We start from the raw sequence: 18,514 nt of genomic DNA on the forward strand, positions 1-18,514 counted from the left end.
CCCATGGCACGCGTCAGGCGTCAACTGAATCGCCGGACAGGTCTGGACCACTTCGCAGAAGTCCCGGAATCGCTGCGTGATCCACCTCACAGCACCATGCTGTGCCCACACATAGGCGATCTCGGGGGATCAACATGCGTCAGCTCTGTGTTCTCATTTCGGGCCTCTCACTCGTGTGCGTGGCGACGGTCGCGCCGGGGAGCCCTGCGTGGGCCGACCCTGCACCCACCGTCTCCATCACCTCGGTGGCCCCCGCGGTCGCCGCGGTGGGCACCACCATCGACGTCGCGGGCACCGGATTCGGCTCGACGCCCACGGACAACACCGTCACCATCAACGGTCGGCCGGCCAGCGTCACGTCGTCGAGCCCCGACCGCCTCACCGTGGCCGTCCCCACGGGTGCCACCAGCGGTCCCGTCGTGGTCACCACCTCCTCCGGGTCCGGCACCTCCCCCGCAGACGTCTACGTGCCGCCCTCGCCGATCGTGCCGGCGGACGTGGAGTTCACCGGGCGCACCGGGGAGACGCCCGTGACCGCCACCGTGTCGACGTCCGGCAAGGTCGCCCTGCTGACCTTCGCCGCCGACAAGGACGATCGGGTCGCCCTGCAGCTGTCGTCAGGCACCTTCGGCTCGTCGACCAGCACGGCGCGTGTGAGCGTGCTCCGCCCGAACGGGGCGGCGCTCGTCACCGCGACGGGATTCGGCAACGCCGGGCTCTGGCTGGACACGCGGACGGTGCCCGAGACGGGGACGTACACCGTCCTGGTCGACCCCCAGGGCGCCGCCACGGGCCAGGTCACGCTCCGCACCTTCGACGTCCCGACGGACACCCAGGTCGCGGCAGCGCCGGGAGGCCCCGCCGTCGTGGCCGCGACCACGGTTCCGGGCCAGAACGCGGCGGTGACGGTCTCGGGCGCGGCGAACCAGCGAGTGAGCGTCGCACTCAGTGCGAGCACGTTCGGAGCCTCGACCGGCAACGCGCGCGTCTCGGTGCTGAAGCCGGATGGTTCCACGTTGGTGTCCGCGCGTGGGTTCGCCACTGCCGGCACGTTCCTCGACGCCTTCAAGCTGCCAGTCGCCGGCACCTACGTGGTGCTCGTGGACCCGCAGCTCGCCGTCACGGGACAGGTGACGGTCAAGGTGCACGATGTCGGCCCGGACGCCGTCTTCGAGGCCGCCACCGATGGAGCCGCCGTCACACCGGCCACGACCACGCCCGGCCAGAACGCGAACGTGCGCTTCACCGGCACGGCCGGCCAGCTCGTGAGTGCGCAGCTCGCCGCCAGCACGTACGGATCGTCGACGAGCAGCGCGAGCGTGTCGATCCTCAAGCCCGACGGCACGGCCCTCGTGACCGCGCGGGGCTTCGGCGCCACCGGCACCTTCCTCGACAGCGTCAAGCTTCCGACGGCGGGGACGTACTCGATGGTGGTCGACCCGGCCGACACCGCCGTCGGTCAGGTCGAGGTCCGCCTGTTCGACGCCAGCACTGTCGAGGCTTCCCTCGCCGCCGGCGGCGACGGGGTGACGACCACGACGACCGTGCCGGGACAGAACGCGTCGCTGGCGTTCACCGGTTCCTCGGGGAGCCGCGTGAGCCTGATGCTGTCGAGCAGCACCTACGGGTCCTCCACGAGCAGTGCCCAGGTGTCGGTCCGCAGACCGGACGGCACCGTGCTGGTCAGCCCCCGGGGGTTCGGCACCGCGGGCACGTTCGTCGACACCTTCGCGTTGCCGACCGCCGGGACCTACACCGTGCTCGTCGACCCGCAGGGGGCACTCACCGGATCGGTGACCTCGCGCCTGTACGCCGTGCCGGCCGACGCCACGGTCGCCGTCGCGACCGACGGCGCCAGCAACGAGGTCGCCACCTCGATCCCCGGCCAGAACGGCGCGGCCACCTTCAACGGGGTCGCCGGGCAGCGCACGAGCTACCTCGTCAAGGGCAGCACCTACGGCGCGTCCACCAGCAGCGCCTCGATCAGCGTCGTGAGGCCGGACGGAACCGTGCTGGTGACCCCCCGGGGCCTGGGCTCCTCGGACCTCTTCGTCGACACGGTCGCGCTCACCGCGACCGGCACGCACAAGGTGGCGCTCGACCCGGCTTCAGCCGCCGTCGGCAGTGCGCGGATCCAGGTCTTCCTGGTCCCCGACAGCGCGCGCGGGTCGATCACCCCCGCAGACGGCCCGCGCGTGGTCAGCACCACGGTTCCGGGCGAGGACCTGGAGCTCACGCTACCTGCGGACGCGGGCCAGCGGATCAGCCTCAACCTCTCGGAGTCCTCGATCACCGGCGCCAACCTCACGGTCCTGTCGCCGTCCGGAGCCGTCGTCGTCCCGGCAAAGACCTTCGGGACCTCAGGCACCCTCGTCGACTTCCTCGCCTCGGAGGCCGGCGTCCACCGGGTGCTGATCAACCCCTCCGGGACCAACGTCGGATCTGTCACCCTCCGCGCCTACGACGCCGCGGAGAACGAGGCCGTTGCCGTGCCCGGTGGCGACGAGGTCACGGTGATCACCTCGAACCCGGGGCAGAACGCCGCGGTGACCTTCGACGGCGCGGCCGGCCAGCGCGTCAGCATCCAGCTGACGGACAGCACGTTCGGGTCGTCGTCCGGGAGCGCGACGGTCGCGGTCCGGTCACCCGACGGATCGACCCTCAGGAGTTCCACCGGTTTCGGCACCAGCGGCGTGTTCCTCGACACCCTGACGCTCCCCGTGGCCGGCACCTACCGGATCGTCATCGACCCCCAGGGCACCAACACCGGCCAGGTCGACGCCACCGTCAACGACGTCCCAGCAGACCCCGTCGCCACCACCACCCCCGGCGGCGACACCGCCCGGATCACCACCACCGTGCCCGGACAGAACGGCACCGTCACCTTCGACGCCACCACCGGCCAACGCGTCAGCATCGAGCTCACCGGCGCCACCTTCGGCACCTCCTCCAGCTCCGCACGCGTCAGCCTGCTCCGACCCGACGGCACCGCTCTGGTCACCGCCACCAACTTCTCCAACTCCGGCACCTTCATCGACACCAAGACCCTGCCCACCACCGGCACCTACACCCTCCTCATCGACCCCCAGGGCACCAACACCGGCCAGGTCGACGCCACCGTCAACGACGTCCCAGCAGACCCCGTCGCCACCACCACCCCCGGCGGCGACACCGCCCGGATCACCACCACCGTGCCCGGACAGAACGGCACCGTCACCTTCGACGCCACCACCGGCCAACGCGTCAGCATCGAGCTCACCGGCGCCACCTTCGGCACCTCCTCCAGCTCCGCACGCGTCAGCCTGCTCCGACCCGACGGCACCGCTCTGGTCACCGCCACCAACTTCTCCAACTCCGGCACCTTCATCGACACCAAGACCCTGCCCACCACCGGCACCTACACCCTCCTCATCGACCCCCAGGGCACCAACACCGGCCAGGTCGACGTCACCGTCAACGACGTCCCGACCGACCCCACGCACGCGATCGAGGTGGGTGGGGAGCTCGTCGGCGTAGAGACCGCCGCCGCGGGTCAGAACGTCACCCTCGCGGCCACGCTCACGGCTGGTGTCGCCTACCGGCTCCGCGTGGACCAGTCGTCGGGCAACGCCATGATCCGGGTCACCGGGCCGGCCGGACAGGTGGTCGACTCCGGGGAGCGTGCCAGTGCCCCCGACGACGTGGTCACGTTCACCCCCGCCTCGACCGGCGCCCACGTCATCGTCGTGGACCCCGAGGGAAGCGTCCGGGGCAGCTGGAGGCTGGAGCTGTACACCCGCGTGGGGTCTCCGCGGTTCTCGGTGCCGAGCGGGTCGAGTGAGTGGGTCACCGACCCTGTCGCGTCGCTCTCGTGGACCACCGACGTGTCGGGAACAGTGGCGGGTCACGCCGTCCGTCTGGACTCGAGCCCCACCACAGACCCCGGGACGACGTCGACGCAGGCGGACTGGAGCATCTCGCAGTCCCTGCCCGACGGGGAGAGCTGGGCGCACGTCCGAACCGTCCTCACCACCGGAGAGGCAGGACGTCCGTCCCACCACAGGTTCCGGATCGACACGACCGCACCGGTCGTGTCCGACCTGACGTCGCCCACCCACGCCCTGCCCGACCGGCTCGGTCCCGCCCAGGCGACCCTGAGCTGGAGCGGCAGCGACGCGACGTCGGGTGTCTCCGGCTACAGCTACACGATGTCGCGGGACCGCGCCACCGCGCCGGACGAGGTCATCGACTCCACCGACGCCACCTGGAACGACACCCTGGACTCGGACGGCGACTGGGTCTTCACCGTCAAGGCGCGCGACCGCGCCGGCCACTGGAGCTCCAGCCGGTCGATGACGATCACCGTGGACGACGAAGGCCCCGGCACGCCGGTCCTCAGCTCGACCACGCACCCCGACGAGGCGAGCGCCTACGCGAGCCGGACCTTCGTCGGACGCTGGACGGCCTCCGACCCCACCGACCTCGTGGACTCCTGGGCCGTCTCGATCACGCAGGACGCGGACAGCACGCCGACGGAGCCGGGCTGGGAGACGACCCGACGAGCCACCCTCGATCCCGGCATCTGGTACCTGCACGTGCGCGCGCAGGACACCCAGGGCCGCTGGTCCGAGACTGCGCACCGCCGCATCGAGGTCCTCGCGACGAGTGCCCTGATCGCACCTGTCGAGGGCCAGCTCCTGTGGGGCGACGCCCGCATCACGTTCTCGTGCACGTCCGGCAGCAGCGCCACGGTGGTCGCCACCCACGCCCAGACCACGACCGATCTAGGCCCTGTCACGGACGTCGGCGACGGCACCTGCCGGGTCGACTGGCCCACCGGAGAGACGAACGGCGCCGATCGACGATTCCCCGTCGGGGAGTACACGCTCGAGGTCCGCCCTGAGGACCCGGACGCCGGCGGCGCCTCTGCCCGGGTCGTGGTGGCGGACTCACCCTCGCTCACCGAGGCGCTCGCCAACCACCGGGCAGTCGGCCTGCTCACGGCCGAGGACGTCACGGCGTACGCGTACGCCGCCGCTCTCGCACCCTCGTCGCTCCCGGAGCCCTACGCGCAGCTCGTCGCCGACGGCGAGGGCGGCGACGAGTCGCTCCTGCGCCTGCTCACGGACGTCTCCGCCGACCTGTCCCCCGCGCAGCAGGCTCTGTTCGACCAGCTCGCGAACCCCGTGGTCGACTCCGGCGGCGCAAGCTCCGGAGCAAGGACCTCGGGCGGCGGGTCCAGGACGACCGCCCTGGCTGCGGGCTGCACCGGAGGCGGGATCACGATCGACCTGCCACGCATCCCGGAGATCACGCTCGCGTGCATCCATCGCACCGATCACTTCGTGCTCTTCTACAACGAGTCGGCGGTCGGCGGGCCGGGACCCGGTGGCAGCACCCCGACGATGATCGTCGAGCACGGCGACTCCCTGGAGCGCGCGTACGACGAGTACGGGCGACTCGGCTTCCGACGGCCGGACCATGACATCCCGGTCTACTACTCCCCCTTCATGGGCAGCTCGGGCTTCACCCCTGGTGAGTTCATCCTCATGGGCCCGCAGGGAGGGGCCACCGACAAGTACCTCCCGATGCACGAGTTCTTCCACGTCATCCAGTGGCAGTACATCAACCTCGGCGACTATCGCCTGGTCAGCAGGCCCATGGACGGCGGCCGCAACGCCGACAACCTGTGGTGGTGGAACGAGGCCACGGCGAACTGGGCGGCGATGCACGCGCAGCCGTCGTTCAACTTCACGCAGGAGCTGGACAAGTACCTCGCCAGGACCGACCGCGAGTTCGACCAGCCCACCGAGCAGATGCCCGGACTGCCCATCAACTCCCCCGGGGGTCTCGGTGCCGAGTACGGAGGCTTCCCGTTCCCCTTGTTCCTCGAGCAGGAGCACGGGGTCGACGCGGTCGAGTCGATCTTCGCCACCGTCGGCGACGGCGTCATCCCGACTCCGCCGACCTCGGCGATCGAGGACCTCTTCGCCGACGAGGGGACGTCGTACGAGACACAGATCGAGCGCTTCCGCTGGTCGACCTACGTGCTGGAGGAGCAGCTGGGGCTCGGATTCCCGCCGGCTCAGGTCGACTCGTACTGGCGCCCCCGGCTCCGCGGTGAGCTCCCCGAGTCCCGGGTCCCGTTCGAGCCGCACGACATCGAGCACGGCGACTCGATCGACGGCGAGGTGTCCCTCGAGGCCAGTGGCTCGAAGTTCATCGAGGTGACGAAGCCGTACGGAGAGACGGGAGAGCTCACCTTCACCGTGTCGACCGACGACCAGATCAAGGCCAGCGCACTGACCACCTCGATCGAGAGCGTCGGCAACGGTGACAAGCGCTCGACGATCTGCGACGTCCCGCGTCGCGTGGACATCGAGGGAGACAGTGGAGGGGTGACCCTCCAGCTCACCGACTCGTGCCCGACCGCGGTGCTGCACCTGATCTCGGTCGAGCGCACGAAGAGCAACTTGTTCGACGACGACGCCTCGTGGTCTGCCAGCTTCTTCTCCTCGGGCAGCACGCTCCGCTCCGGCAACGTCGAGCTCGGTCTCAACGCCTACGGCGGACTGATCAACGGAGGAGTGGGCCTGCGCCGCACCGACATCGGACAGGGCGAGGTCCTGGCCCACGGGTGTGCGTGCGAGGGATGGGGCATCGGCAACACTGCCGCATCCGCCGGCAGTGTCGTGGGCGGCACGTCGACCAACCTCCTCTCGACCGGTTTCGACTTCGACGGCACGTCCGCCACCAGCGACACCGAGCTCGTCGGTGGCCCGATGGGTCTCCGGATCCGGCACCGCTTCACCCCGAGCAGCCACCCCGACCTCTACCGAGTGGAGGTGGACGTGGTCAACACGGGCTTCTCCACCTGGCAGGACGTGCACTACCGGCGGGCGTTCGACTGGGACGTCGACCCCACCCCGTTCCACGAGTACGTCACGTTCGGCCGACGCCCCGGGGCCGCTGACTCCTACGTCCACTACACGAGCAACGACGGCTTCGCCGACCCCAACCCGGCGAACGCCCTCACGCACCTGGGCAGCGAGGGCTACTTCGAGGACGCCGGGCCGGCAGACCACGGCGGCCTCATCGACATCGCGCTCGGCGACATCGTGCCGGACGGAGGACGACGCAGCTTCGTGTTCTACTACGGCGTGTCCCTGAGCGAGAGCGCGGCACTCGCGGCGATCGACTCCGTCGGCGCGCAGGTCTACAGCCTGGGCCAGCCCGACGGCGCTGCCAGCAGCGGCTCTCCGATCACCGCCGTGTTCGCGGTCGACGGCACCGACTACTCCATGCCTCCCGTCGAGGCACTGACGGGTGACGACGTGGCGCCGCGCAACCGGAAGCCCCGGTCGCGGCCGACCCCCAGCAAGCCGGTCAGGGGCGTCCTCGGTGACGCACCGGTCCAGGGGGCGCGGTGAGGCCGGTCGCAACAGTGCTCCTGCTCGCCGCGGTCGCCGGGTCGACCGCGGCGTGCGAGAACCTCGCGGGAGGGCTCGACATCGTCAACGAGACCGACCAGGTGCTCTACAACGTCGAACGCATCCCGCCCGACGGCGGCCGGTGGCGGTTCACGACCAACGACTGCTCCGACACGGACCTCGAGGTGACCACCGAGGACGGCACGGTGTTCGCCGAGCTCACCGAGAGGTGGTGCCCCGGCCAGGTGTGGACTATCCGCGGGAAGGACGACAGCGTGCTTGAGGACGGCTGACCCGGCTCGCCAGCACGCCTTGCCTGCTCACCACGCACACGTCCTCAGGAGCCGGACGAGACCTCGGCCCAGGCGGCGTCTGCGTCGGGCATGGCCGCGATCTCTTCGCGCACGCGCTCGGCGGCCGCCCGGTACGCCGGTTCGCCCACGATCTGCGCGACCGCGGCCGCGATCGAGTCGACGGCGTAGTCCTCCGGGGCGACGACCACGCCGGCGCCGGCTCGGGCCATCAGGGCGGCGTTCTCCGGCTGGTCGGTCCCGCGGGGCAGGGCGACCTGCGGCACGCCGTGGGCGAGGCCACCGAGCATCGTCCCCGACCCGCTGTGGGAGACGAGCAGGTCGGCGCGTGCGAGCACGGCGCTCTGGGGCGCGAACTCGACGACGACTGCGTTGTCCGGCACGGGTCCCAGCTCGGACGGGTCGATCGGTCGACCAGTGGTCGCCACGACCACCCCGTCGTACGCGGCGAGGGCGTCGAGTCCGGCCCGGAAGTCCGTGGCGTCGGCGTTCTTGACGGTGCCGAGGGTGAAGTAGGCGAGGTCGCCGTCCGACGTCAGCGCCTCGGCCACGGCGGGCGGGACCGGGCCGGGCTCACCCGCGTCGGGGCGCACCGCCGTCGTCGCGTCCCACGGTGCCGGACCCCCCGGCTGCAACGAGGGCGGACAGAGGTCCACGGCCCGCTCCGTGGAGAGCCGCTCCCAGAGCCCGGGCCGCCCGATGGCCGCTCCCGCTGCTTCGATCAGGAAGGCGTACGACGGGAACATCGGTCCGATGCCGTGCACGACGCCCGGCACGCCGAGCCGGTCGGCCAGCATCGAGCCGGCCGGCTCCAGCACCTCGTGGACGACCACGTCCGGCCGCCACTCCGAGGCCAGCTCCACCAGGTCCTCGAGCCGGGCGAGGGCGGGCGTGCCGAAGAGCGCGACGACGCCGTCCAGCATCTTCTGCTCCTCCGGGACGTCGGGGTCCGCCCACACGGCGTCGTGCGCGGACCACGCGGACTCCCAGCTCGGCCCCACCGCCCGGACCTCCAGCCCGCGCGCCGCCAACCGGTCGGCCAGGTCGGGACCGGTGGCGATCCGTACGTCGTCGCCCGCCCGCGCCGCGGCCCGGACCAGCGGCAGCATCGGGAGCGCGTGCCCGTACGCCGGGCACGTGGTGAACAGCACCCGAGCCATGCCCTCAATGTGACACCGGCCCGGCCTGCCTGCAACGGGCCGCGCGAGAGTGAGGCCGGCAAACGGGGGTCATGCGTAGGGTGTGGCCCGTGGCCGACAACGTCCTGTGGATCATCACGGACGACCAGATGCGCTCGACGCTGAGGTCGATGGACCGCACGTGGAGGCGGTTGGTGCGCAAGGGGGTGCACTTCCGGCGGGGCTACAGCGCGATGCCGCTGTGCGGGCCGGCCCGCGCCTCGATGCTCACGAGCCGCTACCCGCACAACCACCGGTGCGACACCAACATGACGCACCAGCCCTTCGTGGCCCAGGGGCACGACCGGGACACCGCGTCGACCCGGTTGAGCGAGGCGGGCTACAGCACCGGCTACTTCGGGAAGTACATGAACGGCCTCGCCCAGGACCCGACGTACGTCGCCCCCGGGTGGGACCGCTGGGTCACGCTGCTCGACGGCATGATCGACGACCCCCGGATCAACGTCGACGGCGCGATCCGCAAGGTGGCCTCGCAGCGGGCGTTCGACCGCTTGGCGGCCAAGCGGCTGCGGCGCTTCATCCGCCGGCACCAGGACACGGGTCCGTGGTTCGCGGTGTACTCGCCGACGGCGCCGCACGGCCCGTACACGCCGAGCCCCCAGCACGCCGACGACTTCGACGATGTGCGTTGGGACCCGCCGGCGCTCAACGAGGCCGACATGAGCGACAAGCCGACGTGGCTGCGTGACCTCCCGCCGCAGGACCGCCGCCGGATGCAGAAGATCTTCGAGGGCAAGCTCGAGGAGCTGCAGGACGTCGACGACCAGATCGGCAAGGTCCTCGACGTCCTGCGCCGCACCGGGCAGCTCAGGAGGACGTGGATCTTCTTCGTCTCCGACAACGGCTACCTGCTGGGCGAGCACCGGCTGCTCCACAAGTCGCAGCCCTACGAGGAGGCGGCGGGCATCCCGTTCGCCGTACGCGGCCCGGGCGTCGAGCCACGGAACGTCGACGCGCTGGTCTCGCAGGTCGACCTGCTCCCCACGACGCTCGACATCGCCGGCCTCGACCCGGACACCGGTCGCGAGCTCGACGGCCGGTCCATGCTCAGGCCGCTCAGGTCCGGCGACTGGTCGTCGTGGCGACGCCGCCTCATCATCGAGAACACCCACCTCGACTGGGCGCTGCTTCGCGAGGGCTCCCATGCGTACGTCGAGCACACCGGCACCGGCGAGTGGGAGCTGTACGACCTCGAACGCGACCCGCACCAGCTCCGGAGCCTGCGCGACGCCGACGTCTCCGGATGGTCGCGGAGGACCGCCGAGCTCACGGGGACCCAGGGCCGCGACCTGCGCCGGCTCGAGCAGTAGCTGAGCCGCGTCCAACGTGCGCTGAGAGCCGCCACCCAGCCGCAAGGGCGGGGCGGGTGTCGTACCCCTTTGACAGACTGCAGGGCATGACCGCCCTCGACCGCTTCAGCGCGCCCACGCGTGCGTGGTTTGAGGCATCCTTCGCGAGCCCGACGCCCGCACAGGAAGGCGCGTGGGAGGCCATCGCCGCCGGCAAGCACGCACTGGTCGTCGCTCCGACCGGCAGCGGCAAGACGCTCAGCGCCTTCCTCCACGCGATCGACCGCCTGCTCAGCAGCGAGCGCCCGGAGGAGAAGTCGAGGCGCACCCGCGTCCTCTACATCTCGCCGCTCAAGGCGCTCGGCGTCGACGTCGAGCGCAACCTGCGTGCCCCGCTGACCGGCATCCGCAACACCGCCGAGCGGCTCGAGACCACCGTCCCCGACGTCACCGTCGGGCTGCGGTCCGGCGACACCAGCCCGGCAGAGCGGCGCAAGCTCGGCACCACGCCACCCGACATCCTGATCACCACGCCCGAGTCGCTCTTCCTGATGCTGACCAGCCAGGCACGCGAGACCCTGCGTGGCGTCGACACCGTGATCATCGACGAGGTGCACGCGGTCGCCGGCACCAAGCGCGGCGCCCACCTCGGCCTCAGCCTCGAGCGGCTCGACACGCTGCTGGAGAGCCCGGCCCAGCGCATCGGCCTGAGCGCGACGGTCCGCCCGCTCGACGAGGTCGCCCGCTTCCTCGGCGGCACGCAGCCCGTCGAGATCGTCGCCCCGCCCAGCACCAAGGAGTGGGACCTGCGGGTCGTGGTGCCGGTCGAGGACATGACGATGCCCGAGGAGTACGACGAGGAGTCGGGCGACCCCGGCCGGTCGACGAGCATCTGGCCGCACGTCGAGGAGCACGTGGTCGACCTCGTCGAGCAGCACCGCTCGACGATCGTCTTCGCCAACTCCCGGCGGCTGGCCGAGCGGCTCACCGCACGGCTCAACGAGATCGCCACCGAGCGTGCCGGCGGCGAGCCCGAGGCCCCCGGCAAGCCGCCCGCCCAGGTGATGGCGCAGTCAGGCCAGAGCAGCGGCGCCGGGACGGTCATCGCCAAGGCGCACCACGGCTCCGTCTCCAAGGAGCAGCGCGCCATCATCGAGGACGACCTCAAGCGCGGTCGTCTGCCCTGCGTCGTGGCCACCAGCAGCCTCGAGCTCGGCATCGACATGGGCTCGGTCGACCTGGTCGTCCAGATCGAGTCGCCGCCCAGCGTCGCAAGCGCCCTCCAGCGCGTCGGCCGTGCCGGCCACCAGGTCGGCGAGACCAGCCGTGGTGTGCTCTTCCCCAAGCACCGCGGCGACCTCGCCCAGACCGCCGTCGCGGTCGAGCGGATGCGCAGCGGCGCGATCGAGAAGATGTCCGTCCCGGCCAACCCGCTCGACGTGCTCGCGCAGCAGGTCGTCGCCGCGCTCGCGATGGAGGAGTGGCAGGTCGACGAGCTCTTCGCCCTCGTGCAGCGCGCTGCGTCGTACTCCGGGCTTCCTCGCGCGGCCTACGACGCGACCCTCGACCTGCTCAGCGGCCGCTACCCCAGCGACGAGTTCGCCGAGCTCCGCCCGCGCATCGTCTGGGACCGCGTCACCGGCACCCTGAGCGGTCGACCGGGCGCCCAGCGCCTCGCGGTCACCAGCGGCGGCACCATCCCCGACCGCGGGCTCTTCGGTGTCTTCCTGGTCGGCGAGAAGGCCAGCCGGGTGGGCGAGCTCGACGAGGAGATGGTCTACGAGTCCCGCGTCGGCGACGTCTTCGCCCTGGGCGCCACCAGCTGGCGGATCGAGGACATCACCCACGACCGGGTGCTCGTCACCCCGGCGCCGGGCATCCCGGGACGCCTCCCGTTCTGGAAGGGCGACGCCCTCGGCCGCCCGGCCGAGCTGGGTGCCGCGGTCGGCGCCTTCACCCGCGAGCTGGCGAGCGCGCCGCCGCAACAGGCGGTCGCCCAGGTCAAGGAGCGCGGCCTCGACGACTACGCCGCCACCAACCTCGTCACCTACCTCGGCGAGCAGCGCGAGGCCACCCAGGTCGTGCCCAGCGACACGCAGGTCGTGGTCGAGCGCTTCCGCGACGAGCTCGGCGACTGGCGCCTGGTCGTCCACTCCCCCTACGGCACCCCGGTCCACGCGCCCTGGGCGCTGGCGATCAACGCCCGGTTGCGCGAGCGCTTCGACGTCGACGGCCAGGCCGTGGCCTCCGACGACGGCATCGTGATCCGGATCCCCGACACCGACGCCGAGCCGCCGACCGGCGAGGTGATCGTCTTCGAGCCGGAGGAGATCGAGCAGCTCGTCACCCAGGAGGTGGGCGGGTCGGCGCTCTTCGCGAGCCGCTTCCGCGAGTGCGCGGCCCGTGCCCTCCTGCTCCCCCGCCGCGACCCCGGCCGCCGCAGCCCGCTGTGGCAGCAGCGCCAGCGCAGCGCCCAGCTGCTCGAGGTCGCCTCGCAGTACCCGTCCTTCCCCATCGTCCTCGAGGCCGTGCGCGAGTGCCTCCAGGACGTCTACGACCTGCCCGCCCTCGTCACCCTCCTCGGCCGCGTCCAGCGGCGCGAGGTCGCGGTCGTCGACGTGGCCACCACGTCGCCGAGCCCGTTCGCGCGCAGCCTGCTCTTCGGCTACGTCGCCCAGTTCGTCTACGAGGGCGACTCCCCCATCGCCGAGCGCCGCGCCGCCGCGCTCTCGCTCGACCAGGGCCTGCTCGCCGAGCTGCTCGGCCGCGCCGAGCTGCGCGAGCTGCTCGACCCCGAGGTGCTCGCCGAGGTCGAGACCGAGCTCCAGTGGCTCGCCCCCGACCGCCGGGCGCGCGACGCCGAGGCCGTCGCCGACCTGCTGCGGCTGGTCGGTCCGCTCTCCGCCGAGGAGATCCGCGCCCGTGCCGTGGAGGGTGCCGACGTCGAGGGCTGGCTTGCCTCGCTCGCCGACGTGCGCCGCGTCGTCGAGGTCCGGATGGCCGGTGAGGACCGCTGGACCGCCATCGAGGACATCGGCCGACTGCGCGACGGGCTCGGCGTGCCGGTCCCCGTGGGCACGCCCGACGCCTTCCTCGAGCTCCCGGAGGACCCGCTCGGCGATCTCGTCTCGCGCTACGCCCGCAGCCACGGACCCTTCACCACCGCCGAGGTCGCCACCCGGCTCGGGCTCGGCGAGGCGGTCGCCCGCCAGACCCTGCAGCGCCTGGCCCACCGCGGCCGGGTGCTCGACGGCGAGTTCCGGCCGTCGGGGTCCGGCAGCGAGTGGTGCGACGCCGAGGTGCTGCGCAAGCTGCGCCGCCGCTCGCTCGCCCGGCTGCGCCAGGAGATCGAGCCGGTCGACCAGGCCGCCGTCGCCCGGTTCCTGCCCGCCTGGCAGCGCGTCGGCGGCAACCTGCGCGGCCTCGACGGCGTGGTGGCCGCCATCGACCAGCTCGCCGGCTGCCCGGTGCCCGCCAGCGCCCTCGAGCCGCTGGTGCTCGCGGCTCGCGTCCGCGACTACGAGCCGTCGATGCTCGACGAGCTCACCGCCTCGGGCGAGGTCATCTGGACCGGCCACGCCCCGCTACCCGGCAGCGACGGCTGGGTCAGCCTGCACCTCACTGACCAGGCCCACCTCACCCTCCCCGAGGTCGAGGGCGACGAGCCGACCGGCGTCCAGCGTGCGGTCCTCGACCTCCTCGACGGCGGGGGCGCGTGGTTCTTCCGCCAGCTCGCCGACCGGGTGGGCTCCACCAGCGACGCCGAGCTGTCCACCGCCTTGTGGGAGCTGGTCTGGAAGGGCCTGGTCACCAACGACACGCTCGCCCCGCTCCGCGCGCTCGTCCGCAGCGGCACGCCCTCCCACCGCACGCGGCGTACGCCACCACGGCTGGGCCGCACGACCGGCGGGCGGATGCCGGTGCGCACCGGACCGCCCGAGACGGCCGGCCGGTGGGCGATCCTGCCCGAGCGCGACGGCGACCCGACCCGGCGCGCCCACGCCCGCGCCGAGCACCTGCTCGAGCGACACGGCGTGGTGACTCGCGGCGCCGTGGTCAGCGAGCGCGTCGCGGGTGGGTTCGCAGGCGTCTACAAGGTGCTCAGCGCCTTCGAGGACACCGGACGCTGCCGCCGCGGCTACTTCATCGAGGGTCTCGGCGCGGCGCAGTTCGGCAGCGCCGGCGCGATCGACCGGCTGCGCACCTTCTCCGAGCCCGACAGCACCAAGGCCGGCGCGAAGCCGGCCGTGGTGGCGCTGGCCGCCACCGACCCGGCCAACCCCTTCGGCGCTGCGCTCCCCTGGCCCGAGGCGCTCGGCGAGGCGGCAGGCCACCGACCGGGCCGCAAGGCCGGCGCCCTGGTGGTGCTCGTCGACGGCGCGCTCTCGGTCTACGTCGAGCGCGGCGGCCGCACCCTGCTGACGTGGAGCGAGGACGCCGACGTCCTCACTCCGGCGATGGAGGCCCTGGCCGAGGCCGCCCGGCGCGGCGCCCTGGGCCGGCTCACGGTCGAGAAGGCCGACGGGCAGGCCCTCATCGGCGGTGGCGGTGACACCCCGATCCGGCAGGCCCTGTCCGCCGCCGGTTTCGTCGCCACGCCCAAGGGGCTGAGGCTGCGTGCCTGAGGGCGACACCGTCTACCGCGCCGCGGCCAAGCTCGACCGCGCCCTGAGCGGCCGACAGCTGCTGGTGAGCGACTTCCGGGTCCCGGCCTACGCCACCCTCGACCTGACCGGCGCCACGGTGCGGCACAGCTTCTCCCGCGGCAAGCACCTGATCACGCGGATCGACCACGAGCGTGACTGGTCCCTGCACACGCACCTCAAGATGGAGGGTTCCTGGCACGTCTACCCGACGGGCGAGAAGTGGCGGCGCCCCGCCGAGCAGGCGCGGGTGGTGCTCGGGGTCGAGGGCCGCTCCGCGGTCGGCTTCTCCCTCGGCATCGTCGAGGTGGTGCCGCGGCACGAGGAGCACGCCCTGACCGCCCACCTCGGCCCCGACCTGCTCGGCCCCGACTGGGACGAGGACGAGGCGCTCGCCCGGCTGCGCAGCCAGCCCGAGCGCCCGGTCGGGGAGGCGCTGCTCGACCAGCGCAACCTGGCTGGCGTCGGCAACATGTACATGGCCGAGCTCTGCTTCACCAGCGGCATCCACCCCACGACGTCGGTCGCCGCGGTGGACGGGCAGCTGCCCCGCCTGGTCCGGCGGGCGCACCAGATGCTGGCGGTCAACAAGGAGCGGGCCATCCAGTCCACCACCGGCAACCTGCGCGAGCGTGAGCGGATGTGGGTCTACCGCCGCGACAAGTCCCCGTGCCGCAGGTGCCGCACCCCGATCGCCGTCGCGATGGTCGGCGAGCCCGGGCGGGAGCGGGCGGCGTACTGGTGCCCGAGCTGCCAGCCCGAGCGCTGACACGATCAGGCCGACCGGGCACTTCCTCCCCGTCACGCACGCCGAGCGGGCACTTCCTCCCCGTCACGCACGCCGAGCGGGCACTTCGTCCCCCGGAAGCGGTCATGACACCGGGACGAATCGCCCGGTCAACGACCCGGACGGGGACGAACCGCCCCGTCAACGACCCGGACGGGGACGAAGCGCCCGGTCAAGCGGCGGAGGCGACCACGTCGCCCGACGGGCGCGCGGGTGCGATCGAGGCGTCGGCGACGACGCCGGCGGCGATCTCCTCGAGGGCCACCGCGTCGGCCACCTCGCGGAGCACGTCGGACAGCGGCAGGTCCATGGCCTGGCACAGCGACGCGAGCAGCTCGGAGGAGGCTTCCTTCTGGCCGCGCTCGATCTCGGAGATGTAGCCGAGGCTGACGCGGGCGTCGGCCGAGAGCTCCCGCAGGGTCATCCCGCGCTGCATCCGGGCGCCTCGCAGCACCTCACCGAGCAGTCGTCGGAAGAGCACCATGCGCGAAGTCCTTGCTCTGGGTCGAGTGGAGTCGTAGGGCCAACGCTACCCGAGGTCAGGTTCTTCCCGGGCGGGGATGGCCGGTTCGGCCGACGGATCTCCTGCCAGCACGCCGGCCAGCAGCGCCAGGACCTCGCGGCAGGTGTCCTCGCGGATGGTGCTCCGGTCACCGGTCAGCGCCAGCCGCCGGACCACCGCACCGTCCGGACCGGCGACCGCCACCCACACGGTGCCGACCGCCTTGCCCTCCTGCGAGTCGGGCCCGGCCACGCCCGTCGTGGCCATCCCCCACGTCGCGTCCAGCCGCGCGCGCACGCCGGACGCCATCGACTCCGCGCACTCCCCGGAGACCACGCCGTGCCGTGCGACGACCTCGGCGGGGACGCCGAGGAACGACTCCTTGACGCGGGTGGCGTAGGACACGACGGCGCCCACGAAGCTGCGCGAGGCACCCGGCACGTCGGTCAGCCGGGCGGACAGCAGACCGCCGGTCAGCGACTCGGCGGTGGCGAGCGACTCGCCACGCTCCGCGAGGACCTCGAGCACGTGCCGCGCCAGCGCCTCACCCGACTCGTTGGTCACGTCCGCGAGACTAGCCGCATGGCTCTCCCCATCGAGGACTACGCCCTCATCGGTGACCGCGGCACCGCAGCGCTCGTCGGTCGGGACGGATCCATCGACTGGCTCTGCCTGCCGCGCTTCGACTCACCGGCGTGCTTCGCCGCGCTGCTCGGCACCGAGGAGCACGGTCGGTGGCTGCTCGCCCCGACGGAGGGAGTGCGCAGCACGAGTCGCCGCTACGTCGACGGCACCGCGCTGCTGGAGACCACGTTCGCCACCGACGACGGCGAGGTGGTGCTGCTCGACCTGATGCCCACCGGCGACGGCCGCGCCGACGTCGTACGCCGACTCACCTGCACCCGCGGCACCGTGCGGATCCGGCACGACTGGGTGGTGCGGACTGACTACGGGCACGTCCGGCCGTGGGTGAGCCGCGAGCAGGCACACGGCCAGGAGGTCGTCGTGGCGGTGGCCGGTCCCGACAAGCTCGTCCTGCGCGGCCCGCGGCTGCCCCACGGCGGGCACGGCCACCACAGCGACGAGTTCGAGATGTCCGAGGGCGACGAGCTGACCTTCTCCACCACCTGGGTCCGCTCGTGGCGCGACGTCCCCGAGCCGCTCGGCTTCGACGATCGGATCGCCGCCACGACCGACGCCCAACGGGCGTGGACCGAGCGCGCGCCCGACGGCCTGCCACACGCAGGCATGGTCCGTCGCAGCCTGCTCACCCTCCTGCTGATGACGCACGAGGAGACGGGCGGGATCGTCGCCGCGCCCACCACCTCCCTGCCCGAGGACTTCGGAGGCGAGCGCAACTGGGACTACCGCTACTGCTGGCTCCGCGACGCCGCGCTCACCCTGGAGTCGTTGCTCGGCGCGGGCTACGAGGAGGAAGCGCTCGACTGGCGCCGCTGGCTCCTCCGGGCCGTCGCCGGCGACCCCGCGGACCTCCAGATCATGTACACCGTCGACGGCGGACGCCAGCTGCCCGAGCGCGAGGTGCCGCACCTGCCCGGCTACGCCGACAGCCGGCCGGTGCGGATCGGCAACGGCGCGGTCTCCCAGCGCCAGAACGACGTGCTCGGCGAGGTGATGATCGCGCTCGAGCTCGGCCGGCAGGCCGGGCTCCACGAGACGCACAACTCGTGGGCGCTGCAGCGGGCGCTCGTCGACGAGCTCGCCGAGCACTGGGACGAGCCGGACAACGGGCTGTGGGAGATCCGCGGGCCGCAGCGCCACTTCACCCACTCACGCGTCATGGTGTGGGTCGCGTTCGACCGGGCGGTTCGGGCGGTCGAGGAGCACGGGCTGGACGGACCGGTCGACCACTGGCGCGACCTGCGCGACCGGGTCCGCGAGGAGATCCTGGAGAAGGGGTACGACACCGAGCGCGGCACCTTCACCCAGCACTACGACACCACCGAGGTCGACGCCTCGCTGCTGAACATCCCCCTCGTCGGCTTCCTGCCCGCCGACGACCCGCGCGTGCTCGGCACCATCCGCGCGATCACCGAGGACCTGATGTCCAACGGCCTGCTGCTGCGCTACCGCACCGACACCGGTGTCGACGGGGTGCCCGGCGACGAGCACCCGTTCCTCGCCTGCTCGTTCTGGTTGGTGTCCGCGCTCGCGGCAGCCGGCCGGCGCGCGGAGGCGGAGGAGCTCATGGACCGGCTCTGCGGCCTGGCCAACGACGTCGGCCTGCTGTCGGAGGAGTACGACACCGTGCACGACCGGATGGCCGGCAACTTCCCCCAGGCCTTCAGCCACCTGGCCCTGGTGCAGGCGGCCCTCGCGCTGCGGCGTACGGACTGAGCGTGCCCCGGACGCG

Annotated in this window: 9 protein-coding genes; 6 read left to right on the plus strand and 3 right to left on the minus strand. The window is 72.4% G+C overall.

All coding sequences use genetic code 11. The features are described from left to right. The first annotated feature begins 179 nt into the window (after nucleotides 1-179). Together ACE3QY_RS07000 and ACE3QY_RS07005 are read left to right on the plus strand one after the other, a co-directional pair. The gene (locus ACE3QY_RS07000) at nucleotides 180-7,409 is read left to right on the plus strand and encodes an IPT/TIG domain-containing protein (protein ID WP_374455287.1); all 7,230 of its coding nucleotides are present in this window, start codon (nucleotides 180-182) and stop codon (nucleotides 7,407-7,409) included. Beyond that, entirely contained in the window at nucleotides 7,406-7,702 is a 297-nt protein-coding gene (locus tag ACE3QY_RS07005) for a hypothetical protein (protein WP_374455288.1), read from the plus strand. Before ACE3QY_RS07000 ends, ACE3QY_RS07005 begins: the two co-directional genes overlap by 4 nt. A gap of 44 nt (nucleotides 7,703-7,746) precedes the next feature. Here ACE3QY_RS07005 and ACE3QY_RS07010 read toward each other — a convergent pair whose 3' ends face one another. Then, on the minus strand, nucleotides 7,747-8,880 hold the full coding sequence (locus ACE3QY_RS07010; protein WP_374455289.1) for a glycosyltransferase: 1,134 nt from the start codon (nucleotides 8,878-8,880) through the stop codon (nucleotides 7,747-7,749). 89 nt (nucleotides 8,881-8,969) lie between these two features. Here ACE3QY_RS07010 and ACE3QY_RS07015 point away from each other — a divergent pair, with 89 nt between their 5' ends. From ACE3QY_RS07015 to ACE3QY_RS07025, 3 genes are all read left to right on the plus strand, one after another. After that, nucleotides 8,970-10,229, plus strand: coding sequence for a sulfatase (locus ACE3QY_RS07015; RefSeq protein ID WP_374455290.1), 1,260 nt, complete (start codon nucleotides 8,970-8,972; stop codon nucleotides 10,227-10,229). 86 nt (nucleotides 10,230-10,315) lie between these two features. Then, nucleotides 10,316-14,833 carry an ATP-dependent helicase gene (locus ACE3QY_RS07020; protein ID WP_374455291.1) on the plus strand — a complete coding sequence of 1,506 codons (4,518 nt, stop codon included), beginning with the start codon at nucleotides 10,316-10,318 and terminating at the stop codon, nucleotides 14,831-14,833. Next, nucleotides 14,826-15,620, plus strand: coding sequence for a DNA-formamidopyrimidine glycosylase family protein (locus tag ACE3QY_RS07025; RefSeq protein WP_374455292.1), 795 nt, complete (start codon nucleotides 14,826-14,828; stop codon nucleotides 15,618-15,620). The genes ACE3QY_RS07020 and ACE3QY_RS07025 overlap by 8 nt, the downstream gene beginning before the upstream one ends. 190 nt (nucleotides 15,621-15,810) lie before the next feature. Here the strand turns inward: ACE3QY_RS07025 and ACE3QY_RS07030 are convergent, their stop codons facing one another. Both ACE3QY_RS07030 and ACE3QY_RS07035 read right to left on the minus strand, forming a co-directional pair. After that, complete coding sequence (locus ACE3QY_RS07030; protein WP_374455293.1) at nucleotides 15,811-16,122, minus strand: helix-turn-helix domain-containing protein; 312 nt, start codon at nucleotides 16,120-16,122, stop codon at nucleotides 15,811-15,813. A 45-nt stretch (nucleotides 16,123-16,167) separates the two neighbouring features. After that, nucleotides 16,168-16,704 carry a CinA family protein gene (locus tag ACE3QY_RS07035; RefSeq protein WP_374455294.1) on the minus strand — a complete coding sequence of 179 codons (537 nt, stop codon included), beginning with the start codon at nucleotides 16,702-16,704 and terminating at the stop codon, nucleotides 16,168-16,170. Between the two features lie 18 nt (nucleotides 16,705-16,722). Here ACE3QY_RS07035 and ACE3QY_RS07040 point away from each other — a divergent pair, with 18 nt between their 5' ends. Next, entirely contained in the window at nucleotides 16,723-18,498 is a 1,776-nt protein-coding gene (locus tag ACE3QY_RS07040; protein ID WP_374455295.1) for a glycoside hydrolase family 15 protein, read from the plus strand. The last annotated feature ends 16 nt before the right edge of the window (nucleotides 18,499-18,514 follow it).

Origin of the sequence: Nocardioides sp., assembly GCF_041913365.1 — a bacterium.
Classification (GTDB): domain Bacteria; phylum Actinomycetota; class Actinomycetes; order Propionibacteriales; family Nocardioidaceae; genus Nocardioides.